Source organism: Clostridium lentum (assembly GCF_014287815.1).
GTDB lineage: Bacteria > Bacillota > Clostridia > Clostridiales > Clostridiaceae > Clostridium > Clostridium lentum.
Genome location: NZ_JACOOQ010000001.1, coordinates 69,406 through 96,042, shown reverse-complemented (window position 1 = coordinate 96,042; position 26,637 = coordinate 69,406). Strand labels below are relative to the sequence as shown.

Sequence of the window (26,637 nt, the reverse complement as noted above, 5' to 3'; positions counted from 1 at the left end):
AAATCTAAAAGTGGAGTGTGATTTATGTTATCAAACTTTCTAATTAAAAAATTTATTAAGAACAATGATGATATTAATGATAACAAAGTTAGAATTGCCTATGGAAACTTAGGTGGAGCAGTAGGAATCATTATAAATACACTACTGTTCCTTATTAAATTATTCGTAGGATTATTTGCAGGATCTATTGCTATAATTGCTGATGCATTTAACAACTTGTCAGATGCAGCTTCATCTATAATAACTATTATAGGATTTAAAATGGCCAATAAACCTGCTGATGCCGAACATCCTTTTGGTCATGGAAGAATTGAGTATATTTCAGCTCTTGTAGTTTCCTTTATGGTTATGCTGGTTGGATTTCAATTTGTTAAAACTTCATTTTCTAAAATATTAAATCCAGAAGCAGTAACCTTTGAAATTATGCCTTTTTTACTTTTATTAATATCCATAGGATTTAAAATTTGGCTTTCAAAATTTAATAAAAATTTAGGCAACAAAATTAATTCATCAGCTCTTAAAGCTGCTGGAACCGATGCTTTAGGTGATGTATTTACTTCTACCACTGTTGTGATTTCCTTCTTTGCATCTAACTTTACTAGCCTCCCAATTGATGGATATATTGGTGTTTTAGTTGCTCTTGTTATTATTTATTCAGGTTTCAGCTTAATAAAGGAAACTATCAGTCCTCTTCTAGGTGAAGCACCTGATGCTGAGTTAGTTCAGCAAATAAATGATATGGTTTTATCTTATGAACATATTTCCGGTGTCCATGATTTAGTGATTCATAATTATGGTCCTGGAAGGATTATGGCTTCAATTCATGCAGAAATCCCTGCTGACATCAATATTATGACTATCCATAATATTATTGATAGTGCTGAAAGGGAAATTTCTCAAAAGCTTGGTGTATATTTAGTAGTCCATATGGATCCTGTTTCTGTTGATACTGATGAAATATCATCCACAAGAAAATATATTGAAGAGGTTTTAAAATCATATTCAATAGTTAAATCTTATCATGACTTTAGAGTTATTGGTGATGAAAAACATAAAAATATTATCTTTGATGTAGTTGTTGATTCAAATGAATTTACTAATAACTTTCAATCAGAAAACTTAAAGGAATCTATAGAAAACTCAGTAAAACTAGCTCATCCAACTTATAATTGTATAGTAACTATAGATCTTCAACTTCATTAAAATAATCATACAAAAAAGACAGTAGATAGATTTGCATTTTACACAAATCTATCTACTGTTCCTTTTGGCTTTAAGGCCGACTTTTATTTTATGTTCAATAATTAATTTTTAACAATTTAAAACATATTACTATTTTCAGTTATAAAATCATTTTGGCTTTCTATATATTCAACTAAAGCTTTTATATTCTCTTTAGAACACTCACCTAAAGCTTTTTTATACTCTTTAGCTGATTCTCCATTCATATATTTTAATGGTAATCTATTATCTAATAACTGCTTCAAGTAAATAAATCTACCTATTCGCCCATTTCCATCTTGGAAAGGATGGATACATTCAAATTCAAAATGAAATCTTGCTATATCTTCAATAGTAACATTTTGTAATGAATTATACCAAATTATTAAATTATTTAATTTATCTTCTACTTCCCATGGATTAGCTGTATTAAAATTAGCTCCTAATATTTTATTTGCATATTTTTTAAATACTCCGGCTAACCCCATATCATATAACCTTGTTCTATACATTAAGCTTCCATGCCATTCTTTTATCATATCTAAAGTAAGTTGATTATCTAGTTGATCCACCACTATATCAAAGGTATAAAATGAGTTTACTGTTTCCTGAACATCATCTAACGTATGTGTACCTTGTACTATATTTTTTTCGAATAACAATTGTAATGCATCTGTTGTAAAGGTACTTCCCTCAATTTTATTTGAATGATATATGAAGTCATATTTTAATAATTCATTTAATGAATTATGGATTCCTTTAGTTTCCATAAGGATCTGTAAAAATCTATTGTAATCTATCTTCTCCATTACATTTGCTCCTGTTTCATAATTGATTTAATTTACTTAATTTATTATATCATAAAGGACTATCAGTGATGATAGTCCTTGGAGCGAATTTTCAATGGAAAATTCGTAAATTAAATTAAGCTAATTTTTTTTCAATTTTCTTTTAAATTATAGAAATATTGCTGCTCCTTTAATTTTAAATAAGCAATATTATCCTTTATATTTCTTTTTTCATACCAATTAATAACTGTTGGCAATGCTAAAACAAAACCACTATTAATTAATTCCTTTAATTTATTTATTAAAGCAATTTCCTCCAATGATATTACATTATTATTGATTACTTCATCTAATTTCTTTTTTAGATAAATATATTTACATTTAGTAACTCCAATCTTTCTACCTATAAGAGATGTTTCAAAGGCCTCTTGATAGGCTGGTTCCTTATATAAATTATTATTATAAAGATAGTATGCTAGGTTTCCATAGCATTCTGAATTACCACATTCTATTCCATTTAAAAATAACTGCACTATTTCTTGCTGATTATAGTTTATAATCCTTTCACTACCTAATAATCCTTTTAAATTATAGGCAGTGCCTTCATCTATTTCTTCTACTTCATTTAATATCTCATAAGCCCTTTTACTATCTTGCTCTATACCAATTCCTTTAAAACAATAGTAAGCAAGCTTACACTTTCCTCTTAGAGCATCAACATCAATAAGCTTAAACACATAATAAAGAGCTCTTATCTCTTCATCTTTTCCACCAATAGCCTTTTCATAAATCTCTATGAGCTTTTCCAATGATTCTATATCATTTTTTTCAGCGCTCTTCTCATACCATTTAATGGCTAAATCTATATCTTGTTTCACAAAAAAACCCTTTAAATACCATTCTGCAATCTTATTCATGGCCTTTATATATTCACTTTCTGCTGATAAACCGTAATAATAATACGCCTTTTCATTATCCTTTTTAACAGCTATGCCTTTTTCGTAAATATACCCATACTGAAAAACTGATTCTGTGAGCCCATGTTCTGCACCAAAGTTTATATATTCAAGTAACTTTTGCTCATCTATGACCTTTCCCTCATTAAATTCATTAAGACTAATAAAAGCTAAATATTCTGCTGCATATGGCGATTTTAACTCATATGCACTTAAAAACAGTTCCTTAGCTATTTCTTCTGTCTTTTCTTTAAATTTATTAAGTCTTAAATATGCTACTCCTAAAACATACATAGCATGTGGAGCATTGTTTTTAGCAGCAACTTCCATATATTTAATAGATTTATTTAAGTCACGACTAACCCCTTCTCCATTATAATAAATCACACCTAACCTTTGAGTACATCTTAAATCGCCAAGTTCATGACCTTGCTCATAAAAGTATATGGCTTGTTGCACTAAATTCTCTTCTTCATATATCTTTCCTACTTTAAAATATAGTTGAAAACTTCCATAATCAATACTTACGGAATACAGCTCCAATGCCTTCTTCCTGTCCTCTTCCACATATAATCCTTTTAAATACATATCTGCCAATGATTCAATACAATTTAAATCACAAGCTTCATATCCTTTCGTCAGATACTTAAAAGCTTTTTCATAATTCATATCATAACATATGCCTTCTAAATATGATTTTCCTACTATATAATACGCATCTTCATAGCCATTTTCCGCTGCCCTCTCAATCCAATAATAAGCTTTAAAATTATCCTTTAGGCATCCTTCACCGTTTTTGTACATAAAGGAAATGGCATATTGCGCTGCCCCTAAATCCATTTCAGCACTCTTCTTATACCAATAAAAAGCCTTCTCATAACTTTTCTCTACACCTAAGCCTAGATAATATATCCTACCAAGCTGGTAAAAAGCTGGTAAATATTCGTTTTCTGCACTTTTTTGAAACCATATCATGGCAGCAGTATTATTCCTTTTAACACCTCTACCATTAATATATAGTAAGCCTAAAGCATTTTGCGAAAAAGCATTACCTTTTAATGCAGCTTTATAGTACCAACTAAAAGCTGCTAAAAAATTTCTTTCTACAGAATAGCCCTTTTCATAAAATAATCCTAAATATGCTTCACCATATTCATCACCAAATTCTGCTGCCTTATAAAAATATTGCATAGCCTTTTTATAGTCTTGTGATACATCTTTTCCAAAATAATATTTTTCTCCCTCTTCTACTAAAGCAGCTGCCTTTACCTTTATGTCTTCATCTTCAAAGGTATTCATACTCTTTATTAAACTATCAAAATCATTTTTTTTATTACTAAACTTATCAAATATTTCTTTATATTCATCACTTAAATTTTCTCTTAAAAACTGATAATTTTCCTCTCCATAAGTTAAGACAAGCCAAATTATAAGTTCATATATTTCTCTAAAGTTTTCATCAGCTAATCTTTTTATCTCTATCTCATCATAAAAATAATTTTCTTTAGTGGTAATTCTCTCTTCATATAGCTCAACATTTCTTAATGCCCCAAATAGCATTTCTTCAACATATTCGTCTACAAGTCTTGCTTCCTTTAAAAGCCTTACATTATCATAAAAGCTTAAGTTCTTTTCATAATAAACTTCATTATTAAAATAGATATAGTACACTATATCCTTTAGTAATTTTCTTTGATTGTTAAATATCTTCCTGGGTTCATTATCTTCAATAAAAATTTTCATATCATCATATAATCTTCTAAATTCTAACTCTAAAAAATTATATACAGTTTTCTTCGACATATTACCCTGCCTGCCATTAATCCTACTATTATTCTATTATAAAACGTATAAAAAAGAACACTTATAAAATATAAGTGTCCCTTTTATTACCACTATATACTCCCTCCCCATAGAAAGTTTATAGTACCTTTGATAGAAATTCTTTTGTTCTTTCATTTTTTGGATTTTCAAAAAACTCCTGTGGCTTTTCGCTTTCTAGTATATTTCCTCCATCCATGAATACAATCCTATCACCAACTTCTTTAGCAAAGCCCATTTCATGAGTTACTACCACCATTGTCATTCCTTCACTAGCCAGATTCTTCATTACATTTAAAACTTCCCCAACCATTTCCGGATCTAGTGCTGATGTTGGTTCATCAAATAACATCACATCTGGTTCCATAGCTAACGCTCTTGCTATAGCAATTCTTTGTTTTTGTCCACCTGAAAGTTGTGCTGGATATGCATCCTTTTTATTTTCAAGCCCTACCTTTTCTAATAACCTTATTGCTTTTGCTTCTGCATCACTTTTCTTCATTTTTTTCACCTTAATTGGTGCTATAGTTATATTTTCTAACACTGTTTTATGTGGAAATAAATTAAATTGCTGAAAAACCATCCCCATTTTTTCCCTTAATTTATTTATATTCACTTTCTTATCAGTTATGTTTTTACCTTCAAAAATTATTTCTCCACCTGTAGGTTCCTCCAGTAAATTTAAACATCTTAAAAATGTACTTTTTCCTGAACCAGATGGCCCTATTACCACTACAACTTCACCTTTTTTTATATGCTCATTAACACCTTTAAGGACCTTATTTTTGCCAAAGCTCTTTTCAAGATTATTAACGTATATCACTTACCTTCATCCTCCTTTCAATTAAAGAAATAACCCTACCTAAAGTAAAAGTTAATATAAAATAAAATCCAGCTGCTACTATTAATGGTTCTAAAGATCTATATGTAGAGCCTTGAACTATTTTTGCTGCATACATAAGCTCTCCAACACCAACAACTGAAGCCATTGATGATTCTTTAATTACTGTTACAAATTCATTTCCTATAGCAGGAAGTATATTTCTTATGGCTTGAGGTACTACAATAAGTATCATTGCTGTGCTCTTTTTCATTCCTAAACTTCTTGCAGCTTCCATCTGCCCCTTATCTACTGCATCAATACCAGCCCTTACAATTTCAGAAACATAAGCTGCTGAATTTAGTGCTATAGCTATAAATGCTGATTGTAATGCAGTTAAATCAATGCCTAAAAATGGTTCTGCTCCTGCATAAACAATAAATATTTGTAATATCATAGGTGTCCCTCTGATAATTTCTATATATGCTACTGCAAGTATCTTTAATGGTTTAATCTTCCATATATGAAAATTAGAACTTTTCATATAAAATAGTATAGAACCAAAAATAGCACCAAATAATACTGCTACAAAAGAAATTAATAATGTATATTTAATGCCTTTAAAATAATATGGCATATATTCTGCTATAAAGCTAAAATCTAAATTCATATTTTAAACCACCTAACTATTCTTCTACTGCTTCCGATGATAATATAGTAGCTTCTTCTATATATTTATTCATAGTTCCATCTTCAGTAATTCTTGAAATAACTCCATTAACTATTTTAACTAAGTCTTCATTTCCTTTTGCTATAGCTATAGCATTACCACTATCTGTTTCTTCATAAACTGGCTTTCCTACTGCTAACTCAGGATTATTTTTAACAGCCATTTGTGCCACGCCTACTTCCATAACTACTGCATCTACTTTACCTGATTTTAATTCTAAGATTAAATTATTTACATTAGATAATAATTGAAGATTTGCATCTTTAATTAATGTAGATGCTAATTCTGCTTGAGTTGAACCAAGCTGAGCTCCAACTTTTAAACCATCTAAATCCGAGAAATTAGTATATTTATCTGTATCTTCAGCTCTTACTAAAATCCCATGGTTAGCTGTATAGTATATATCTGAAAAATCTACTGCTTTTTTTCTTTTCTCTGTAGGATTCATTCCTGAAATAACCATATCTACTTTTCCAGCTGGTAATGCAGTTATTAAAGCATCAAAATCCATTTCTTTAATTTCTAATTCTACATCAAGTTCATCAGCAATTTCTTTCGCTAAGCTCACATCAAAACCAACTATCTTATCTTGTCCATTTTCAATTATATGAAATTCATATGGTGCATAATCTGCACTTAAACCTACTACAAGCTTACCACTTTCTTTTATTGAGTCTAACACACCAGTGTCTTCTTTTTTCGTCGCACTATTTCCGCATCCTGCAAGGCCTACAGCCATAATTGAAATTAAACCTGTTACAATAACATTTTTAATTATACCTTTTTTCATATTAAATACCCCCATAAACTTATGCATATTTATCTTTTTCATACGCATAATTATACATCAAGTATTAATATTTATGCAATAGTTTTTTTATATTTTCATAATAATTTTCAACTTGTTACTTTTTTATATATTTTTGAATACACTATAATGTATAACATTAACATTTTTATAGGAGTGATATAATGTCCAAACCTAAAGAAATAAATTTATTCCCAGGTTCAAACACCTCAAAAGGGTTTTATTCATTTTATAGGTATATACTTACTCAAGATAATGCCAATCGCATTCTTTGCTTAAAAGGAGGACCTGGCACTGGAAAATCATCACTTATGAAGAAAGTAGGAAAATATTTTTTTGATAAAGGCTACAATATAGAATATCACCATTGTTCATCTGACTCTAATTCATTGGATGGAATAGTTGTAAAAGAACTAAATGTAGCAATATTAGATGGTACCTCTCCCCATATTGTGGATCCCATAACTCCTGGCGCAGTAGATGAAATAATTAATTTAGGTGATGCATTAGATATAGATAAATTAACACCTCATAAAAAAGAAATCATTGCTCTCAATAGAGAAATAAGCAAAAACTTCAAGAGAGCTTATAGATTTCTAGGTTCTGCAAAATATATACATGATGATTGGAGCAACATCAATTATGAATCTCTTGATTCAACAAAAATATCTAATTTTATACAAAACTTAAAAAATAATATTTTTAAACGAGATAAAAGCGGATATGGAGATGAAAGACATCTATTTTCAACAGCCATAACTCCTAGTGGTATAACTACTTATACAAAAAACATAGTGGAAGATTATAAAACTAAGTATGTCTTAATTGGAGGACCAGGATATGGGAAAACTGAAATATTAAAATATATCGGTTCTTGTGGTCAAAAGAAAGGATATTATATTGAATATATGCATGACCCTTTCATTCCTGAAAGAATCGAACACTTACTTATTCCAGAGCTAAATACCTGCATATTAACCAATAATGAAATAAGTAAATGTAACTTTTCACAAATAGATTATAACTTATCAGATTACTCTAAATATGCCATAACTGGCGATAAATTATCTGAAATAGAATATAACTCCAAACTATTTTATAACTTGATAGCTAAATCTGTAAAACTCATTGATAAGGCACATACTCTTCATGATGAACTGGAAACTTACTATATATCAGCAATGGATTTTTCAATTGTTGATAACATTTATGACAGTGTAATTAAAAAATTAGAAAAATATTACGTATAGTAAAATATTTGTAATCATTTACATCTACCCTTAATATATTATTATATAAGAAAATAAATTAAAGTTAATGAAGGGAAGCTTGTTTATGAAAAGCAAATATGCTTATGAAGCAAAAGATAAAAACATAACACCAGCTTCTTGGTTTATGTTTTTAGGAATATGTAATGACTGCCGCTATACAGCAGAAGAGTGTTCACTTTTAAGGAAAATAGAAAACCTTTTTAATTATTTATACTAATAAATTAGTATAAATAATTAATGATGAATTAAGGAACCTCCTAGAAAGTTTCTTAATTCATCATTTATTTTAGCTTCTTAAGCTTTCATTTCTAACTATTACATCATAACCTGTATATGCCATTGCTAAAGCAGCTATTAATAATCTATCATGTGCTTTATTTGTTGTAGTAGCCTTTGCCATTTCAACACTATGACCTATCATAGGACAATCTGTTATTCCTATATATGGGTGTATAGTTGGTGCAACATGACTTACATTTCCTATATCACTTGAGCCACCTGTAGCTTTACCTGGATTTATATCTGTAATACCTAATGCTCTTAAGTTCTCATTAAACATCTCTGATAATTTTTCATTAGTCTTTAAATCATCATAAGGTAATTCATATCTTTCCATTTCAAGAGTTGCCCCAGTCATTAAAGCTGCACCTTCTGCAATCTTCTTAACTTTTTCTATAACTTCAGTTACTCTTTCCTTAGTAGAAGCTCTAAAATAAAAATCAGCAACTGCTTCATCTGGAACTATATTAGCTGCAACTCCACCTTTTGTTATTATTCCATGCATTTTAACATCTGGTGTTACATGTTGACGAAGTGCATCTATTCCATTAAATAATTGAATAACGCTATTTAATGCATTGATTCCTTTCTCTGGACAAGATGCTGCATGAGCTGTTTTACCTTTATATATAAATCTTATTGGATATAAAGCACTGCTTGATCCACTTGCTCTAGTTTCTCCATCTGGATGAACTATCATTGCTGCATCTAATTCATCAAATACACCAGCTTCTGCTAAAATAACTTTTCCCCCATTAGTTTCTTCTGCTGGAGTTCCGTATACTATAATCTTTCCACCAATTTCATCTAAAACTTTACTTAAAGCTACTGCTGCACCTGATGACATAACACCTATCATATTATGTCCACATCCATGTCCTATTTTAGGTAATGCATCATATTCACATAAATATCCTATAGTCATTCCAGGTTTTCCACTATCAAAAGTTGCTTTAAATGCTGTATCCATATCTGCTATTGGACACTCTACTTGAAAATTATGTTCTTTTAAAAATGTAGTTAATGCTTCAACTGCCTTATATTCTTCATTTCCTAATTCTGGATTATTATATATATAATCACTTATTTCAGCTAATCTTTCTTTAATTAATTGACCTTCGTTATATATTCTTGTCTTCATTTCTTCTTTCCTCCCATATTTAAATAAATTATCAAGCCATTTATTTAAGTAAAAGGTAAGAGTGAAAAGATAAAAGTTACTGAATTTATTCCTTAACTCCTACCCCTTCACTCTTAACCGTTAACTTTTAACTTCTTAAGCCCAACCCATCAACATAGCACAAGTTATAAATATTATAGCTAGTGCAAATAATATAATTTGTAATGGCATTATCCACTTAAACCATTTAGAATATGGTACTCCAGCCATTCCTAAACATGCCATTAATACTCCTGATGTTGGGAAAATAGCATTTGAGAAACCATCTCCTAATTGGAATATTAATACTGTTGTTTGTCTTGATATTTCAAGTAAATCACCTAATGGTGCTAATATTGGCATAGTTAATGCTGCTTGTCCTGACCCTGAAATAACAAAGAAGTTTATAAACATTTGAACTGGTAACATTACACATGCAGCTAGTAATGATGGTAATTTACCTATAAATGATGATAAACCAAATAATATTGTATCTATGATTTGAGAATTTTCTGCTATTATTACTATAGCTCTTGCAAACCCTATTACCATTGCAGCTCCAATCATATCTTTGGCTCCATCTATAAATGCTTCTGCCATTTCATCAGCTTTTAATCCACCAACTATTCCTGCAAATATTCCAGTTATTAAGAATACTGCAGCTATTTCTGGAATCCAGAATCCTTCTTTTAATACTCCCCATATGATAACTGCTAAACAAACACCAATTGAAGCAATTATTATTTTATGTGCAAATGTAAATTTAATTTCTTCATTTTTATTTTCTTTTAATTTTTCACGTTTTTCTTCATCTAATTTATACACTGGGCTAAGCTCAGGATTCTTCTTAATTTTTTTTGCATAAACCATTAAGAATATAACTGCTACTGTTGTAGCTATAACCCATGTAATAGTACGATATACTACTCCAGAGAATAAAGGTATTTCAGCTATAGATTGCGCTATTCCTACTGTAAATGGATTAAGCATAGCTGTTGCAAACCCTACAATACACCCTAAATAACTTATTCCCACTGATAATATACTATCAAACCCTAAAGCAAGCATTAACGGAAGTAATATTGTTATAAATGGTATAGCTTCTTCAGTCATACCAAATGTTGCTCCTCCAAGAGAAAATAAAGTAAATATAATAGGAATTATTAATAACTCATTTCCCTTAAAAATATTAACAACCTTAGCTATAGCTGAGTCTATTGCCTTTGTTCTAGTTATTAAACTAAATGCACCACCAACTATAAATAAGAATGCTATAATTTCTGCTGATTGTTGAATTCCTTCTACTGGTGCTTGCATAACTTGGAACAACCCTTGTGCTTCATTTTCAACATACTGAAATGAACCATTTAAAACTACAGTTCTAATTTGTCCATTAACTTCAGTAGCTACTCTTTCATATGTACCACCTGGCACTATATATGTTGCTATTGCCATTAAAATTATTATTGAAAAAATAATAACTAATGTATGTGGAACTTTTATTCCACCATTAAATCTTTTCCAGAAACCTTGTCTTTCTTTACCTGATACATTTTGCATTATTTTAAAATCCCCCTATTTATAATATTTTGTCACAATAGTTTGAAAAAAATAATTTTTTAAAAAATTTTAACTAATAAGTAATAGCTATTCACATTTAATTTTAAAATAATAAAAAAGCCTTGAGCTTCTCACTCAAGACTATATAATCACTAAAATACCAAATATTATAATAAAAGTATTATTATCAATAATATAATCGTTAAGTAATAGCTCTTCACAAATTAATTTGTGACAGTTTTATGTATATTTTACATAACCCCAACACTACAGTTTCAAAGCATCAACTATATGTTTCGGCGAAATTTCCTTTCAATTTACATCTTTGTGCTTACCTCCGTAAATCTACTCTTAAATATCGCAACCTCTATCAACTTCATAATATAATTCTCTCTTAACAATATACAACTTTTTTTCTTAAATGTAAAGTATATTTTCTGCATAATTATAAATTTTTCGTGCTTTTATATTATATTTCATCAATATTTTTTTAATTTATACTACTTTTATAATAGATAAAACTATATTAAGTATAAATTATTTTTCCCTATAATTTATAATTTTAAGTTGATGTAAAGCTCTAGTTGCCATAATATATTTTACTAAATCATCAGTGTTATCATCAAAATTTACAACTACAACTCCATCAAACTCAAGACCTTTAGCATAATAAGAAGGTACTATAACTTTTCCCCCTCTATAAATTATATCTGCTTTATCAAAAGCCATTATTTTAGTGAACTTTTTAAGTTCTGGTGCTATTATTTGAAGTTCATTTTTATCTTTTGTTATAACAGCTATATTTTCATAGTTTTCATCATCATATTCTTCTAAGGTTTCTAGAATAGTATCGATTAAATCTTCTTTATCATTAATTTCAATTTCTTCCACATCATATTTACCTTTTCTTACAAATGGAACTATAGCATTTTCATCTAATAATTTACTTGCATATTCCATAATTTGTTGTGTTGACCTGTAACTCTTATTTAAATCAAATCTCTTAACAAATTTTCCATAAATATCTTCTAATCTTAACATGGCAGGTACTTCATCAATCTTTACAAGTTTTTGGTTAACATCACCTACAACAGTATAGCTTCTACAACCAGTTAATCCTTGCAGCACTAAAAATTGAAGCATGCTATAATCTTGAGCTTCATCAATAACTATATGTCTGATTTCTGCCTTAGATTTCTTTCCATCAAGCTTAATCATTAAGTATAGTATTGCTGGAAGATCTAAGTATGATAACATATCTATGTTCATAAACTTCTTATAAATATCAACTATACTTTCATTATCTATCCAATTCTCTAGATCTGCTTTTACATTCATCACTTCTCTTACAACATCTCTGATGTCATTACGTCTTTTAAATTCTAAATTGTTTTGCTCAATATTCTTTTCATCATCTGACATTACTTCAAGCTTAGCTTTAAATTCAGCATTTATTTCTCTTACCTTTTCATCTCTCTTATCTTTTAATTTTGATATAAGAACTCTCTTAACTTTTTGACTTCTTCTAAATAAAGGCATATATTTATAGTGTTTTTCAAATAATTCTTCTACTTCATTTAATGGTACTATTTCTTCATCAAAGGCATTAAGTGCTTGTAGGTTAAAGTATTCATTTTCAAACTCCATACATTTTTTATCAAGGAACTTAATGAATTCTTCACTTGATTTATACCTGATTTCTTTTACTACTTCTTCATTTCCTTTTAATACTTCTTCTAAATAAGCTGTAAAATCAAGGACATTTTCAGTTAAGCCTATTTCTTTCATAGCAAAACCAGCAAAAGTCTCTTCAGCCACATCACTTTCACCTAAAGTAGGAAGTATTTCACTAATATAATCAACAAATATATCATTAGGACCTAAAACTAATACCTTATTACCTAATTGTTGTCTGTAGTTATATAGAAGATACGCAACTCTATGAAGGGCTATGGTAGTTTTTCCTGAACCAGCAACTCCATTTACCACTACAACCTTCATTCTCTCTTCTCTAATGATATCATCTTGTTCTTGTTGGATTGTCATTACTATATCTTTTAACTTTTCTCCTGAGTTAGAAGAAAGAATCATTTGAAGAATTTCATCTTTAACATCAACTTCTGAATCAAAATATCCCTGTAGAGACCCCTTTTTAATAACAAACTGTCTTCTAGCTAATATGTCAGCTGATAGTTCTCCATCTGGTGTCTTATATGTGGCTGGCCCTAATGACCCTTTATAAAATAATGAAGCTATTGGAGCTCTCCAATCTATTATTATACTTTCAAAAGTAGCGTCTTTAGTAAGCCCATATCTTCCTACATATATTTCTTCTTGACAATCATCTTCATCACTGAAAATTACCTTTCCAAAGTATGGAGTTTCCTTAAGCTTAGTAAGCTCCATTAGCTTTTTATCAATTTGCTTATAATATTCTTCCTTAACATATCTTTCATGATCAAAATACTCCATCAAAGCATCTTCATCATCTTTATGTTCCTCTATAAAGTTTTTTCTATAATCTAATATGTAATTAGCTATCTCTTTTCTTTTTTCTATGTAGTTTAAAACTTCCTCATTTAACGTTTGTAAAGTATAATCTAATCTTTCTTCTTCCTTTAGAAATTGATATTTATCCAAAGTAATACCTCCTTACAATAGTAACTTAAGGAGTTAAGATATACTTATCCTAACTCCTTAAATATATATGCTATTCAATTATCATATCAATTGTACTAGCTACTTCATTTTCTTCTTTTTCTAAATCTAATTTATTTTCTTCTTTTTCCTTTTCTTTAATCTTCTTAAGTTCAGGATACTTTTTATAAATAAATTTTTCAAAATCTGTACCAAAAATAGTTTCTTTTTCTAAAAGATATTCTGATATTTCATCTAAAAGATCTCTATTTTCAGTTAATAATTCAATAGCCTTATTATGACATTGTCTTATTATCTTTAAGATTTCTTCATCAACTAAAGTTGAAGTTGCTTCACTACAGTTTCTTACTGCTCTACCATCTAAATATCTATTTTGAATAGATTCTAAAGCCATCATATCAAATCTTTCTGTCATACCATATACAGTTACCATACTTCTTGCTGATTGAGTCGCTCTTTCAATATCATTTGAAGCTCCTGTAGATACCATGTTAAAAACAACTTCTTCTGCAGCTCTTCCACCAAGCATTACAGTAATTTGATTTAACATTTCTTCTTTAGAAACAAGATATTTTTCTTCTTCTGGTAGTTGCATTGTATATCCTAAAGCTCCCATAGTTCTTGGAACTATCGTAATCTTATGCACTGGATCAGTACCTTCTAATAATCCTGCTACAAGAGCATGACCAACTTCATGGAATGCAACAATTTTTCTTTCTTGTTTAGAAAGGATTCTATCTTTCTTTTCTTTACCAGCTATAATTACTTCCACAGCTTCTTCTAAGTCCTCTTGAACTACTTCATCTCTACCATGTTTAACTGCTCTAATGGCTGCTTCATTTATCATATTAGCAAGATCTGCCCCTACTGCACCTGGTGTACCTTTAGCAATTGAATCTAAATCAACATCATCAGCTAATTTAACATCCTTACTATGAACTTTTAAAATAGCTTTTCTACCAATAAGGTCAGGTCTATCTACAATAACTCTTCTATCAAATCGACCTGGTCTAAGTAATGCCTTATCTAGTATTTCAGGTCTATTTGTTGCTCCTAGGATTACTATTCCTTTTGTTGCATCAAATCCATCCATTTCAGTTAATAACTGATTTAAAGTCTGCTCTCTTTCATCGTTAGATTGCATTTGGTTATCTCTACTTTTACCTATTGAGTCTATTTCATCTATGAAAATAATACATGGAGCATTCTTTTCTGCTTCTTTAAATAAATCTCTAACCTTAGCAGCACCCATACCTACAAACATTTCAACAAAATTTGAACCTGACATTGAGAAGAATGGCACCTTTGCTTCTCCAGCAACAGCTTTAGCTATAAGAGTTTTACCTGTACCTGGAGGCCCAACTAATAATGCACCTTTAGGTAATTTAGCACCTATGCTTGCATATTTTTCTGGATTATTTAAGAAATCTATTATTTCTGTTAAACTTTCTTTTGCTTCATCTTGCCCTGCAACATCATCAAAAGTAACTTTTACATCTGTTTCAACATACATCTTTGCATTGCTTTTTCCCATGTTTATTGGGCCAGCACCGAATTTTCCACCCATTTTTTTAAATAATAATTTAAATAGTAAGAATGTTAACAATATTGGTCCTATATAATAAAGTAATAGCTCCATTATAATTGATTGTTGTTCTGTTATTCTTCCATAATATTGAACATTATTATTTTTTAATGTTTCAACTAAAGAAGGGTCATTAACTTCACCTGTATAAAGCATTTTTCCACTTTCTGAGCTTCCTTCTTTAGGTGTTATTACAAGTGAATCACCTTTAGTTCTAACTTCTGAAATTTCACCATTTTCTACAAGTTGCATAAACTTATTATATGATATTTCTTGTGTTGTCAACATATTCTTTGCATAGTTAAAAGAGTATATAAACATAAATGCCACAATTACGTATATAATTAAATATTTTTTATTATTATTCTTTTTTTGTGGTCCATTAAGATTATTTTTGTTTTCTTCCATTTAAATCATCTCCTATCTGTCTATATCCTTATTCAATTAATCCAAAATCACTAAATGGATAAACTTTTATTACTGCTTTTCCTTCTATATCATTTGCATCAACAAAAGGTGTTACAGGCCAATATCTTGAATCTTTAGACCATTTCCTATTATCTCCTAAGAAGAAGTATTTTCCTTCTGGCACGGTATATGTACCATTAAAAGTATCTTCAGCTCCAATATAGTCTTCTTCAAGTACCTCTCCATTAACAGATACTACTCCATTTACTATTTGCACAACATCTCCTGGTAATCCTATAAGCCTCTTTATCATCTTGATTTCTTCGCCTTCTTGATCATAACTAAATACAATAATGTCGCCTCTCTTAAGCTTTTCTGGATTATATACTCTTGTAACAAATAGCCTATCATTAACATTCAATGTTGGAACCATTGATTCTGAAGGTATCTTTACCTTATAAATAACAAATTTATTTATTAAAAAAGCCAATATAATCGCAATTACAATTGGTACTACCCATTCGTAAAAGAATCCTGTCTTTTGATTTTTAACTTCTTTATTACTTTCCTTCAATCTTCCCACATGCCTTTCATCAAATTATCAATTTTAGTCTTTCTCTTATCGGTCTCTTCTCTATTTACAATATATCTGTTCTTACTAATTTTAACTAATATATCTCCTTCACTTACCTCATCCTCAACATTTGTCTTATCTATTATTATTATTTCTGCATTACGATTTTGTAATACTAACGACCTACCTTCTATTCTATCGACTATAAAATGACTTTCCTTCATAACTTAATGTTTTTAGCAAAATTTTGCCAGAACTTCCTCCCTCTCAATCTACTTGAAACATAAGTATATCATATTTCTATTATTTAATCTAATTTTACCATTACATTATACTACAGCAATATGTCAATTTTATTACAATATATAAAACATTCATTAAAAATTTATATATTAAAAGGCGAGAAGAATTTATGATAATTCATCTCACCTTAATTTTTACCATTATTCTATATTTCTAACCCTAGTAAATCTTTATAGTCTTGTCTTTTAGATACTACTTTCTCCTTACCATCACCAACAAATACCACTGCCGGTCTTACATTTTTGTTATAATTACTAAACATTGAGAAGCCATATGCACCCGTGGTAAAGACAGCTAATATATCTCCTCTTTCAGGTTTTTGAATGTATATATCCTTCATTAATATATCACCTGATTCACAGCATTTGCCTGCTATAGTTACTTTTTCATCAGCTGGCTCATTTAATTTATCAACTATAGACATATCATATTTTGCTTCATATAAAGCTGGTCTTATATTATCAGTCATTCCACCATCTACAGAAACATATTTCCTTACATTTTTTATTTCTTTTATAGCTCCAATGGTGTATAAAGTGGTACCTGCATTCCCCACAATAGATCTACCTGGTTCAATGGTAAGTATTGGCTTAACTAATCCTAATCTTTCACAAATTTCATTAACCTTATTCAAGATAGCACTACAATATTCTTCTATACTTCTTGGTTTATCAGTTTCTGTATAATATACACCAAAGCCACCACCTAAATCTAACTCTCTAATTTCATGACCTGTTTCTCTTTTAATTTCATCAATATAATTTAACATAATTTCAGCTGCATCTTCATATGGCTTTATCTCAAATATTTGTGAACCTATATGACAATGAAGTCCTGTTAATCTTAAATTATCTAAAGATAAAGCATGTTTTACCGCTTCCATTATAGTATTTCCCACAGGAGCAAATCCAAATTTTGAATCTATTTGACCTGTCTGTATATACTGGTGAGTATGAGCTTCAATCCCTGGCGTAAGCCTTAAATAAATATCTTGTATCACTCCATACTTTGCTGCTATTTCATTTATCATTTCCATTTCTTCTAGATTATCAACAATAAATCTACCAACTCTTTTTTCTACTCCTAACTTAATTTCATCTAATGTTTTATTATTTCCATGAAAATATACCTTTTCCATTGGAAAACCTGCCATATAAGCTGTATATAGTTCTCCGCCTGAAACTACATCCAAATTAAGCCCCTCTTCATGAATAAGCCTACACATTTCTAAGGTTAAGAATGCTTTTCCTGCAAAGGCTACCCTATTATCTTCATTACATTTAAAACATTTATAATAATTTCTGCATATATCTCTTAATAGCTGCTCATCCATAACATATAACGGTGATTTATATTTTTTTACTAGATTTGTAGTGCTAACTCCACCTATAAATAGTTCATTTTCCCTTATTTCCATTGTTCCAAATAACTTCATATCCTCAACTCCTAATATCCTCTAATAAATTATAAAAAAACCATCATAGAAATTCTATGATGGTAGTTCACTTTTTTAAGATTATATATGATATATGAAATTTTCTTTTAAAACTTATTTCATAATTTCATTTAAACCCTGTAGCGCTCCACTACTGTGACAGTTATGCATATATTTTATGCATACCCAGAAATAAGTCTTTGCGTCCCTTATTCCTTCGGCTATCATACCTTTCAGAAAAAATCCATGCCATGCAAAAAAAGCTCCCTTTTCTTACTTATTATAAACAGCACCTCTACCAGGTAATATTTTATTCAATTTAGCTTTATTTTATTCTTAATTTATTTTTTTATATAAATTAATATCTTACAACTTTTAATAAATGATACCATTATACCAATATTTTGTAAATAAGGATGTTAGGAATGAAATTTAATGTTGAAACTCCTATGGAGTTCTATCCACAATTTTTCATTTTTTATTTATCTCTATATCTATCCATAAGTGCACTCATTATTTCTCCATTGTATGGTGGTGTATAAGTTATAGCATTTGCTCCTGCTTCTATGGTTGCCCTTATTGTTTCTTCTGTAGGCCCACCTGTTGCTAATACAGGAAAAGCTGGATATTCAGATTTAATCTTTCTTACAATATCTGCCGTATCCTTACCACCAGAAACATTTAATATAGTTGCTCCTGATTCAATTCTAGCCTTTATGTCCTCATCTTTTGACACCACTGTAACTATTATTGGTATATCTATAGTCTCTCTAAGGTTTTCAACTATTTCATTACTTGTTGGGGCATTAACTACAACTCCCATTGCACCTTTAAACTCTGCATCTAATCCAAGATTAACTACTCTCTTACCTTGAGTAATTCCACCTCCAACTCCACAAAATATAGGTACATCTGCAGCCATTACTAACGCTTCTGTTATTAAAGGCTGTGGAGTAAACGGATATACTGCTATTATTGCATCAGCATTAGTATTTCTTATCAAGGCTACATCTGTGGTGAATAAAAATGACTTTAATCTCTTACCAAATATCTTTATTCCAGAGCAATCTCTAATACATGATGGTACTTCAATAACATTACTTCTTAATATACCTTTTATTTCTGGTACATTCTTCTTTCTTTTAATTTCCATAAGCATACTCCTATTATAAATTTATATATATATTCTTATAAAAAATCTTGACTATAAAAATATTATTACATTTATTATTAAGTAAAAATTATATCATAAAGAAAATAAATTTCTATAGTATTATTTCAACTTCTTGATTAATTTCAATACTTTCTTCTGTAACTAGACAATTATAAGCAAATATATCTACTCCAGCTGCCTTAGCAGCTCTCAAAGCTTCACCAAATTTAGAATCTCTTTCATCATTTGGTGAAAACTTATAAACATTCTCCAACTGAATTAAAAATAATACTCCTGCTCCATATCCCCTTCTTTTAGCTTCAATTAATTCCATTAAATGGCGTGCTCCTCTTTCTGTAGGTGCATCAGGGAATCTAGCATATCCATCTTCTTCTAAAGTCACTCCTTTTATTTCTAAATAATATTCATCACTTTCATCATTTGACAGTTTAAAATCAAATCTACTTTTTTCAAACATTTTTTCTCTTAAAATATTTTTATATCCCTTTAACTTTTCTATTTTTCCTTTTTGAAGAGCCTCTTCCACAACCTTATTAGGAATATGTGAATCAATACTCACCAATATATCACCTTTTTCAACGGCAATTAAATCATAGGAAGTCTTCCTTGCTGGATTATTTTCTTCTCTTAAATATACTGTACATCCCGGTATTAAAAGCTCCTTGCATCTTCCTGTATTTGGTACATGAACTTTTATTTCTTTTCCATCTAATTTAACATTTGAATAAAATCTATTGGGTCTATTAATAAATTGTGCTTTTACTATTCTTTTCTCATATATCATTTTTTATCCTCTTTTCTTTTATTCTATATTTTATAATTCATACCCTAACTTTTTATACTATTTCAAAAGTTATCCACAGTATATATTTGTTTCAGCTCATTTTCACTTAAATAATTCACATTTTTCACAGTTATCCACAGAATTTATCCACAAGCCTGTTAATTTTGTTGATAACTTTGTTATTAACTATTTTAAGAATTTTTTTACTGGATAAATTATTTACTTTTTTATCCAAACCACATTATATTGTTTAATCTATTTTGCAACACCTAATATATTGTGTCAACTTTTTTTCTTTACACTTATAATCCAATTTAACTTATCCACATTCTGTGGATAAGTTAAATTGTTATTTTTTACTTTTTCATATTATTATATACAACTAATATTGTCACAATTTTTAAAATATAAAAATTTTTCTATAATTTTAAAAACAAAACTTTACATGTAAACATTTTTATGATACTATTTAAAAGTAAATTAAATACTTTAGCGTGTTACTGGTTATGCAGGCAAGGCTTAAATATGTGTGAATTGTAATAATTCCTTTACCTTGGTGGAATTATATAATTTATAGATATTTAAGCCTTTTTTGTTTAACTTTCTTTATGAAAGCTGGCCAGCTTCAGAGAAATTTTACGCTATGTAAATATAACTTATAACTTAAGAATTAAAAATAGGTTTAGGAGGATTAATATTATGCTACAATTTTTACAAAGAATTGGTAAGGCTGTAATGCTTCCAATAGCTGCTCTTCCAATTGCAGGTATATTACTTGGTGTTGGTGGTGCATTATTAGGAATTGCAGGGTTAGAAAACGCTCCTGCTATTTATCAGCCATTACTTACTTTTATATCTATTCCTGCTGTTAATGCTGTATTAACAGTAATGAATGATATTGGAAATATTATTTTTGGTAACTTACCAATACTATTTGCAGTTGGAGTTGCTGTAGGTCTTGCAAAAAAAGATAAAGGTACTGCTGCTTTAGCTGCTGTATTTGGATTCCTAGTAATGAATCAAACAATTTCTTCATTACTTGCTTTAGGTGTTACTCAACTTGGAGTATTAACACCTGATAACGTTAGAGAATATGGTACTTATATCACAACTAACTTAGGAATATTCACATTAAATATGTCAGTGTTTGGTGGTATTATTACTGGTTTGGTTACAGCTGCATTACACAATAGATTCCATACAATTCAAATGCCTCCAGTACTTGGGTTCTTCTCTGGATCTAGATTTGTTCCAATCATAACATCTTTAGTTATGGCACTTGTAGGAGCAGTACTTGCCTTTGCTTGGCCTTTAGTACAAGACGGTATTGGAGTAATTGCTAACTTAGTTAGAACATCTGGTTCTATCGGAGTATTCTTCTATGGATTAATTGAAAGAGCTTTAATTCCATTTGGATTACACCACGTATTCTATACACCATTCTGGTATAGTTCATTTGTTGAAGGTCAAGTTCTTCTAAATGGTTCTGTTGGAACATTTACTACAATTGCTGGTGCTAACACTGCATACTTTGTACAATTATCTAATATGGGAGCATTAGTTGGAGCTTCTGCATCAACTATGGGTACTATCGTAAACAGTACAACTGCTTTCATGGCTGGTAAATTCCCATTCATGATGTTTGGTTTACCTGCTGCTGCATTTGCAATGTATAGAGCTGCTGCTCCAAGCAAAAAGAAGATTGTAGGTTCATTATTAGTTTCAGCTGCTGTTACTTCATTCTTAACTGGTATAACTGAACCATTAGAATTTACATTCTTATTCGTAGCACCTGCTTTATATGCAGTTCACTGTGTGCTTGCTGGTTTATCTTATATGATTATGGGAATGCTTAAAGTATTCATTGGTATGACATTCTCTGGTGGTGTAATTGACTTTGCTTTATTTGGTTTATTACCTGCTGGTGCTGGTGTTAAAACTAACTGGTTATTCGTTATCTTAGTAGGTTTAGCTTATGCAGTAGTTTACTACTTCTTATTCTACTTCTTAATTACTAAGTTTAACTTAAAGACACCAGGTAGAGATGAAAATGAAGGTGAAACTAAGTTATTCACAAAGGCTGATTTCCAAGCTAAAAATGGAAATGCCAATGAACAACCTGCTGCCACTTCTGGAAAAGGTGAAATAGCTGAAAAAGCACCTGCTGTATTAGCTGCTTTAGGTGGAGCTGAAAACATAGTAAGTGTTGATGCTTGTATCACTAGATTAAGAGTAGAAGTAAAAGATAAAGCTAAAGTTCAAAAAGATGAACTTAAAACATTAGGTGCTGCTGGCGTTGTAGAAGTAGGGAACGGAATTCAAGCTATTTTCGGAGCAAAAGCAGACGGATACAAGAACGAAATAAACTCAATCCTTGGAGAGTAATCCAAGATATTTTACCAAAACAAAATTGTCAACAACTCATGTAAATAACAAACTCACTCAACAATATAAGGCTGTCATTTAATGTGACAGCCTCTTTTTTATACCTTTTATTTATACCATATATTCATCTTTGAATTTATTGATTATTTCTTTACATATATCTGGTCTCTTTTTTAACTTCTCAATATCGTATTTAGTTCCTAAGTAGTCTAATATTTTAACAGCTTTTTTCACCAATAGTACACTACGAATATTAATTCCCTTATCCATATTAAATCACCTTATATCCTTTCCTATATTATTAATTTATTCTCAGTTACTTAGGAAAGTTACTTAAGGCTCATACATATTAATCTATAATTATATTTTTCTTTACATGCAGATCCATTTGAGGATATGGTATTGATATTCCCTCTTCATCAAACTTAATTTTTACTGTTTCAAGAAGATCATAATATACAGTCCAATAATCTTCTGTTTTACACCATGCTTTAACAATAAAGTTTATAGCACTATCACCATGCATTGATATTCCAACAAAAAATTCTGGTTCTTCCAATACTAATTCATTATTTTTCAATATATTTATAAGTACATTTTTTACTCTAATTACATCTTCTTCATAAGATACACTAAAAGTAAGATCTACTCTTCTTATTTCTTTTGAAGAATAGTTTACTATACTACTATCTGTTAAAATTCCATTAGGAATTAATATTTGCTTATTATCAAAGGTAACTAAATATGTATAAAATATGCTTATTTTTTCAACAACACCTGAATGCTCTGTTGTCTCTATAAAATCTCCTACATTAAAAGGTCTAGCTACAAGAATAATAACTCCTCCAGCCAAATTTGCTAAACTTCCTTTTAAAGCAAGACTGAGAGCTACTCCTGCTGATGCTACTATAGTAGTAAGCCCAGTTAAGTTCACTCCAATGTATTGAAGTATTATTATAATAAGCACTGTTTTTAAGGTAACATTCATTACATTATCAAGAAATCTAGTAATTGTTGGATCTGCATTTTTACTTTCCAGTATCCTTCTAATTCTTTTTAATGTTTTATTAATAACCTTCCATCCTATGGAGAGAAATATAACTCCAAAAAACATATTTACCCCTCTAGTAATTACCCATTCATATAGTTTTTCTAACATCCTTTCTAACGATACAATATCTTTCATTTTTGCCCTCCATCCTTATTCTATAAGACATTTTATATTATATCATCTTAAATATTATTTTTTAAATATTTTTACCAACTCCATCAATACTGTCGATATTAAAGCAAGTAATATACATATAGCAAATTCCATAACCCCAAAGTAATTTGGTATTGAAAATATTGCTCTTAATCCTGGAAGCAATACTATTAAATATAATAAAAGACATATACCTATTGCTCCTAAAACATATTTATTCTTTGCTACACCAATATTAAAAACAGAAATATTATCTGATCTTGCTGGTAAAGTTTGAAATATTCTACTTAATGTAATAGTTGAAAATGCCATAGCTGCACCTAGTATAGGTGAAGTTTTATTACCTAAGTATTGTGCAATAATAACAACAATACTTATTATTATTCCTCTTATTAAAATAACACTACTAGTACCTCCTTGTAATATCCCTTCATTAATATCTCTAGGTGGTTTATTCATAGTATTAGGCTCAGCAACTTCAAAAGCTAAAGCAATAGCAGGTAAAGAGTCATTAATAAGATTAATGAATAGCAACTGTAAAGTAGTAAAAGGATTTTCCCAATTTATCACTACTGCAAATACTATTGCTATAATAGCTGCAAGGTTTCCTGCTAAAAGATAAGTAATAGATTTTTTTATATTGCTATATACTGTCCTTCCTATTTCTATAGCATTGACTATAGTTGCAAAATTATCATCAGTTAAAACCATTGCTGCTGCATCCTTAGCAACATCAGTTCCACTCCCCATACCAATGCCTATATTAGCTTGCTTAAGTGCTGGAGCATCATTAACTCCATCACCAGTCATGGCTGTAACTTTTCCTTTTTCTTGCCATGCCTTTACTATTCTTATTTTATTTTCTGGCGAAACTCTCGCATAAACAGTGATATGTTCCAATTGTTCGCTTAATTCTCCCTCACTTAATGCATCTAATTCTTTACCAGTTAATGCCTTATCATCTTTAGACATTATTCCAAGCTCTTTGGCAATGGCTGCTGCTGTAGTCTTATGGTCACCTGTTATCATAATTGTCTTTATACCAGCACTAATGGCTTCTTTAACTGCTCCAAACACTTCCTTTCTTGGTGGATCAATCATTGCCATAAGCCCTACAAAGGTAAGATCAACTTCGTCTTCTATAGCTGGCACAAAGTTCTCATCAGGAACATCTTTAATGGAAAATGCCAACACCCTAAGTGCTCTATCAGAAAACTCTTCATTGATTTGCTTATATTTATTTAATATTTCTTCTGTCATAGGTACTTCATCACCATCATTTAGTGCCTTTATTGATCTTTGTAATACTATATCTGGTGCTCCTTTAACAAACATAATTGCATTGCCACCAATAGAATTTACAGTAGACATCAATTTTCTATCAGAATCAAAAGGAATTTCATTTAACCTATCATATTTATCTCTTATTTCCTTATAATCAAGACCTCGTTTTTCTGCATATCTTAAAAAAGCTACTTCTGTTGGATCTCCTATTTCTACTCCACCTTCAGCAATTTCTGAATCATTACATAATGTTGAACTTAAATTCATTGCTCCATCTTGGCTTTCTAAAGTTGTATCTTTGTCTATCTGCTCCTTCTTTACGCCATACATAAAGAAATCTACTACCGTCATTTTATTTTGTGTAAGGGTTCCTGTCTTATCAGTACATATAATACTTGTAGAACCTAAAGTTTCCACAGCTGGAAGCTTTCTTATGATAGCTTGCTTTTGTGCCATTTCCTTTGTTCCTACAGAAAGAACTATGGTTACTATTGATGATAAAGCCTCTGGAATAGCTGCCACTGCCACTGCAATTGCAAACATAAATGAACTAAATATTAAGTCTTTTAAATTTCCACCAGCTCTATACCCTCTAAAAACCTCTACACCAAAAATAATAGCAGCAATTATCATTATAATAAGCCCTAGCTTTTTACCAAAACTATCTAATTTAACCTGTAAAGGCGTTTGCTTAGTACCTGCACTTTCAAGAAGTGTTGCAACCTTACCAACTTCCGTATTCATCCCTGTGGCTGTCACTGCCATTATTCCTCTACCATAAACTACAGTTGCACCACTAAAAACTGAATTTCTTCTATCTCCTACAACAACTTCATCTTCAATTCTCTCTGTATGCTTAAGCACTGGTTCTGATTCACCTGTAAGCATTCCTTCCACAACCTTAAGACTCTCAGCTTCAATAAGCCTACCATCTGCTGGTACATAATCACCAGCTTCTAAAAGAACTATATCTCCTGCCACAAGTTCTCTTACCTGAATAGTAACCTTTTTACCATCTCTTATGACCTTAGCATTAGGAGCTGATAACTTCTTTAAACTATCCAATGAGCTTTCTGCTTTTCTAGATTGAGTTACTCCTAAAATTGCATTTAAAATAACAACAATCAATATTATTATTGATTCTACTAATTCACCTAAAAAGATTTGTACCACTGCTGCCACTATAAGAATTATCACTAGTGGATCTGCCAAATTTTCAAAAAACATCTTCCACAAAGGTGTCTTTTTACCTTCAGTAAGTTCATTATATCCATCAGCCTTTAGCCTTGAAGCTGCATCACTGCTACTAAGTCCATTCTTGCTAGTGTCCAACTCCTTAAAAACCTGTTCTATTTCTTTTCTATAAGCCATAAAAAAATCTCCTTCCTTAATTTTTCATGACTTTAGTATTTGTATTTTTTCAAATATTA

The 26,637-nt window shown here is 30.0% G+C and carries 21 protein-coding genes and 2 riboswitches; of the genes, 4 read left to right on the top strand and 17 right to left on the bottom strand.

Features of this window, described 5'->3' with window-relative positions:
• Nucleotides 1-24 precede the first annotated feature (24 nt).
• Entirely contained in the window at nt 25-1,203 is a 1,179-nt protein-coding gene (locus H8R92_RS00430) for a cation diffusion facilitator family transporter (protein WP_186834375.1), read from the top strand.
• 116 nt (nt 1,204-1,319) lie between these two features.
• Here H8R92_RS00430 and H8R92_RS00425 read toward each other — a convergent pair whose 3' ends face one another.
• The 5 genes from H8R92_RS00425 to H8R92_RS00405 all read right to left on the bottom strand — a co-directional run bounded on the left by H8R92_RS00425 (nt 1,320) and on the right by H8R92_RS00405 (nt 7,126).
• The gene (locus H8R92_RS00425; protein WP_186834374.1) at nt 1,320-2,030 is read right to left on the bottom strand and encodes a Fic family protein; all 711 of its coding nucleotides are present in this window, start codon (nt 2,028-2,030) and stop codon (nt 1,320-1,322) included.
• A 131-nt stretch (nt 2,031-2,161) separates the two neighbouring features.
• Nucleotides 2,162-4,768: a tetratricopeptide repeat protein gene (locus tag H8R92_RS00420; protein ID WP_186834373.1), complete on the bottom strand. Its 2,607-nt coding sequence runs from the start codon at nt 4,766-4,768 to the stop codon at nt 2,162-2,164.
• Nucleotides 4,769-4,886: 118 nt separating this feature from the next.
• Nucleotides 4,887-5,609 (bottom strand): amino acid ABC transporter ATP-binding protein, encoded by a 723-nt coding sequence (locus H8R92_RS00415; protein WP_022212242.1) that lies wholly within the window; start codon nt 5,607-5,609, stop codon nt 4,887-4,889.
• The gene (locus H8R92_RS00410) at nt 5,596-6,276 is read right to left on the bottom strand and encodes an amino acid ABC transporter permease (protein WP_022212243.1); all 681 of its coding nucleotides are present in this window, start codon (nt 6,274-6,276) and stop codon (nt 5,596-5,598) included. The genes H8R92_RS00415 and H8R92_RS00410 overlap by 14 nt, the downstream gene beginning before the upstream one ends.
• A gap of 16 nt (nt 6,277-6,292) precedes the next feature.
• Entirely contained in the window at nt 6,293-7,126 is an 834-nt protein-coding gene (locus tag H8R92_RS00405) for a transporter substrate-binding domain-containing protein (RefSeq protein ID WP_186834372.1), read from the bottom strand.
• A 182-nt stretch (nt 7,127-7,308) separates the two neighbouring features.
• Between H8R92_RS00405 and H8R92_RS00400 the strand changes: the two genes are divergently transcribed.
• Complete coding sequence (locus tag H8R92_RS00400; RefSeq protein WP_186834371.1) at nt 7,309-8,394, top strand: PRK06851 family protein; 1,086 nt, start codon at nt 7,309-7,311, stop codon at nt 8,392-8,394.
• An 85-nt stretch (nt 8,395-8,479) separates the two neighbouring features.
• Nucleotides 8,480-8,632 (top strand): hypothetical protein, encoded by a 153-nt coding sequence (locus H8R92_RS00395; RefSeq protein WP_022168688.1) that lies wholly within the window; start codon nt 8,480-8,482, stop codon nt 8,630-8,632.
• 69 nt (nt 8,633-8,701) lie between these two features.
• On the opposite strand, the gene H8R92_RS00390 is transcribed toward H8R92_RS00395, so the two are convergent.
• From H8R92_RS00390 to sfsA, 9 genes are all read right to left on the bottom strand, one after another.
• Complete coding sequence (locus H8R92_RS00390; protein ID WP_186834370.1) at nt 8,702-9,835, bottom strand: M20 family metallopeptidase; 1,134 nt, start codon at nt 9,833-9,835, stop codon at nt 8,702-8,704.
• A 135-nt stretch (nt 9,836-9,970) separates the two neighbouring features.
• Nucleotides 9,971-11,413 (bottom strand): YfcC family protein, encoded by a 1,443-nt coding sequence (locus tag H8R92_RS00385; protein WP_186834369.1) that lies wholly within the window; start codon nt 11,411-11,413, stop codon nt 9,971-9,973.
• A gap of 202 nt (nt 11,414-11,615) precedes the next feature.
• Nucleotides 11,616-11,791: riboswitch (Lysine riboswitch) on the bottom strand.
• 159 nt (nt 11,792-11,950) lie between these two features.
• Nucleotides 11,951-14,053 (bottom strand): HelD family protein, encoded by a 2,103-nt coding sequence (locus tag H8R92_RS00380; protein ID WP_186834368.1) that lies wholly within the window; start codon nt 14,051-14,053, stop codon nt 11,951-11,953.
• A gap of 70 nt (nt 14,054-14,123) precedes the next feature.
• Nucleotides 14,124-16,064: an ATP-dependent zinc metalloprotease FtsH gene (gene ftsH / locus H8R92_RS00375; RefSeq protein WP_186834367.1), complete on the bottom strand. Its 1,941-nt coding sequence runs from the start codon at nt 16,062-16,064 to the stop codon at nt 14,124-14,126.
• Nucleotides 16,065-16,092: 28 nt separating this feature from the next.
• On the bottom strand, nt 16,093-16,647 hold the full coding sequence (lepB, locus tag H8R92_RS00370; protein WP_374047278.1) for a signal peptidase I: 555 nt from the start codon (nt 16,645-16,647) through the stop codon (nt 16,093-16,095).
• The gene (locus H8R92_RS00365) at nt 16,635-16,862 is read right to left on the bottom strand and encodes a DUF3006 domain-containing protein (RefSeq protein ID WP_022212259.1); all 228 of its coding nucleotides are present in this window, start codon (nt 16,860-16,862) and stop codon (nt 16,635-16,637) included. The genes lepB and H8R92_RS00365 overlap by 13 nt, the downstream gene beginning before the upstream one ends.
• 224 nt (nt 16,863-17,086) lie before the next feature.
• Nucleotides 17,087-18,376 carry a diaminopimelate decarboxylase gene (gene lysA / locus H8R92_RS00360; protein ID WP_186834366.1) on the bottom strand — a complete coding sequence of 430 codons (1,290 nt, stop codon included), beginning with the start codon at nt 18,374-18,376 and terminating at the stop codon, nt 17,087-17,089.
• Between the two features lie 133 nt (nt 18,377-18,509).
• Nucleotides 18,510-18,682: riboswitch (Lysine riboswitch) on the bottom strand.
• A 172-nt stretch (nt 18,683-18,854) separates the two neighbouring features.
• The gene (locus H8R92_RS00355) at nt 18,855-19,529 is read right to left on the bottom strand and encodes a beta/alpha barrel domain-containing protein (protein WP_022212261.1); all 675 of its coding nucleotides are present in this window, start codon (nt 19,527-19,529) and stop codon (nt 18,855-18,857) included.
• A gap of 112 nt (nt 19,530-19,641) precedes the next feature.
• Nucleotides 19,642-20,334 (bottom strand): DNA/RNA nuclease SfsA, encoded by a 693-nt coding sequence (sfsA, locus tag H8R92_RS00350; RefSeq protein WP_186834365.1) that lies wholly within the window; start codon nt 20,332-20,334, stop codon nt 19,642-19,644.
• Between the two features lie 699 nt (nt 20,335-21,033).
• On the opposite strand from sfsA, the gene H8R92_RS00345 reads away from it, so the two are divergent.
• A complete protein-coding gene (locus tag H8R92_RS00345) occupies nt 21,034-22,719 on the top strand; it encodes a PTS transporter subunit EIIC (RefSeq protein WP_186834364.1) in 1,686 nt (561 codons plus the stop codon).
• Between the two features lie 111 nt (nt 22,720-22,830).
• Here the strand turns inward: H8R92_RS00345 and H8R92_RS00340 are convergent, their stop codons facing one another.
• The 3 genes from H8R92_RS00340 to H8R92_RS00330 form a co-directional block, all read right to left on the bottom strand.
• Complete coding sequence (locus H8R92_RS00340) at nt 22,831-22,989, bottom strand: hypothetical protein (RefSeq protein WP_022212263.1); 159 nt, start codon at nt 22,987-22,989, stop codon at nt 22,831-22,833.
• 79 nt (nt 22,990-23,068) lie between these two features.
• Entirely contained in the window at nt 23,069-23,905 is an 837-nt protein-coding gene (locus H8R92_RS00335) for a mechanosensitive ion channel family protein (protein ID WP_186834363.1), read from the bottom strand.
• Nucleotides 23,906-23,959: 54 nt separating this feature from the next.
• Nucleotides 23,960-26,578, bottom strand: coding sequence for a calcium-translocating P-type ATPase, PMCA-type (locus H8R92_RS00330; RefSeq protein ID WP_022212265.1), 2,619 nt, complete (start codon nt 26,576-26,578; stop codon nt 23,960-23,962).
• Nucleotides 26,579-26,637 lie beyond the last annotated feature (59 nt).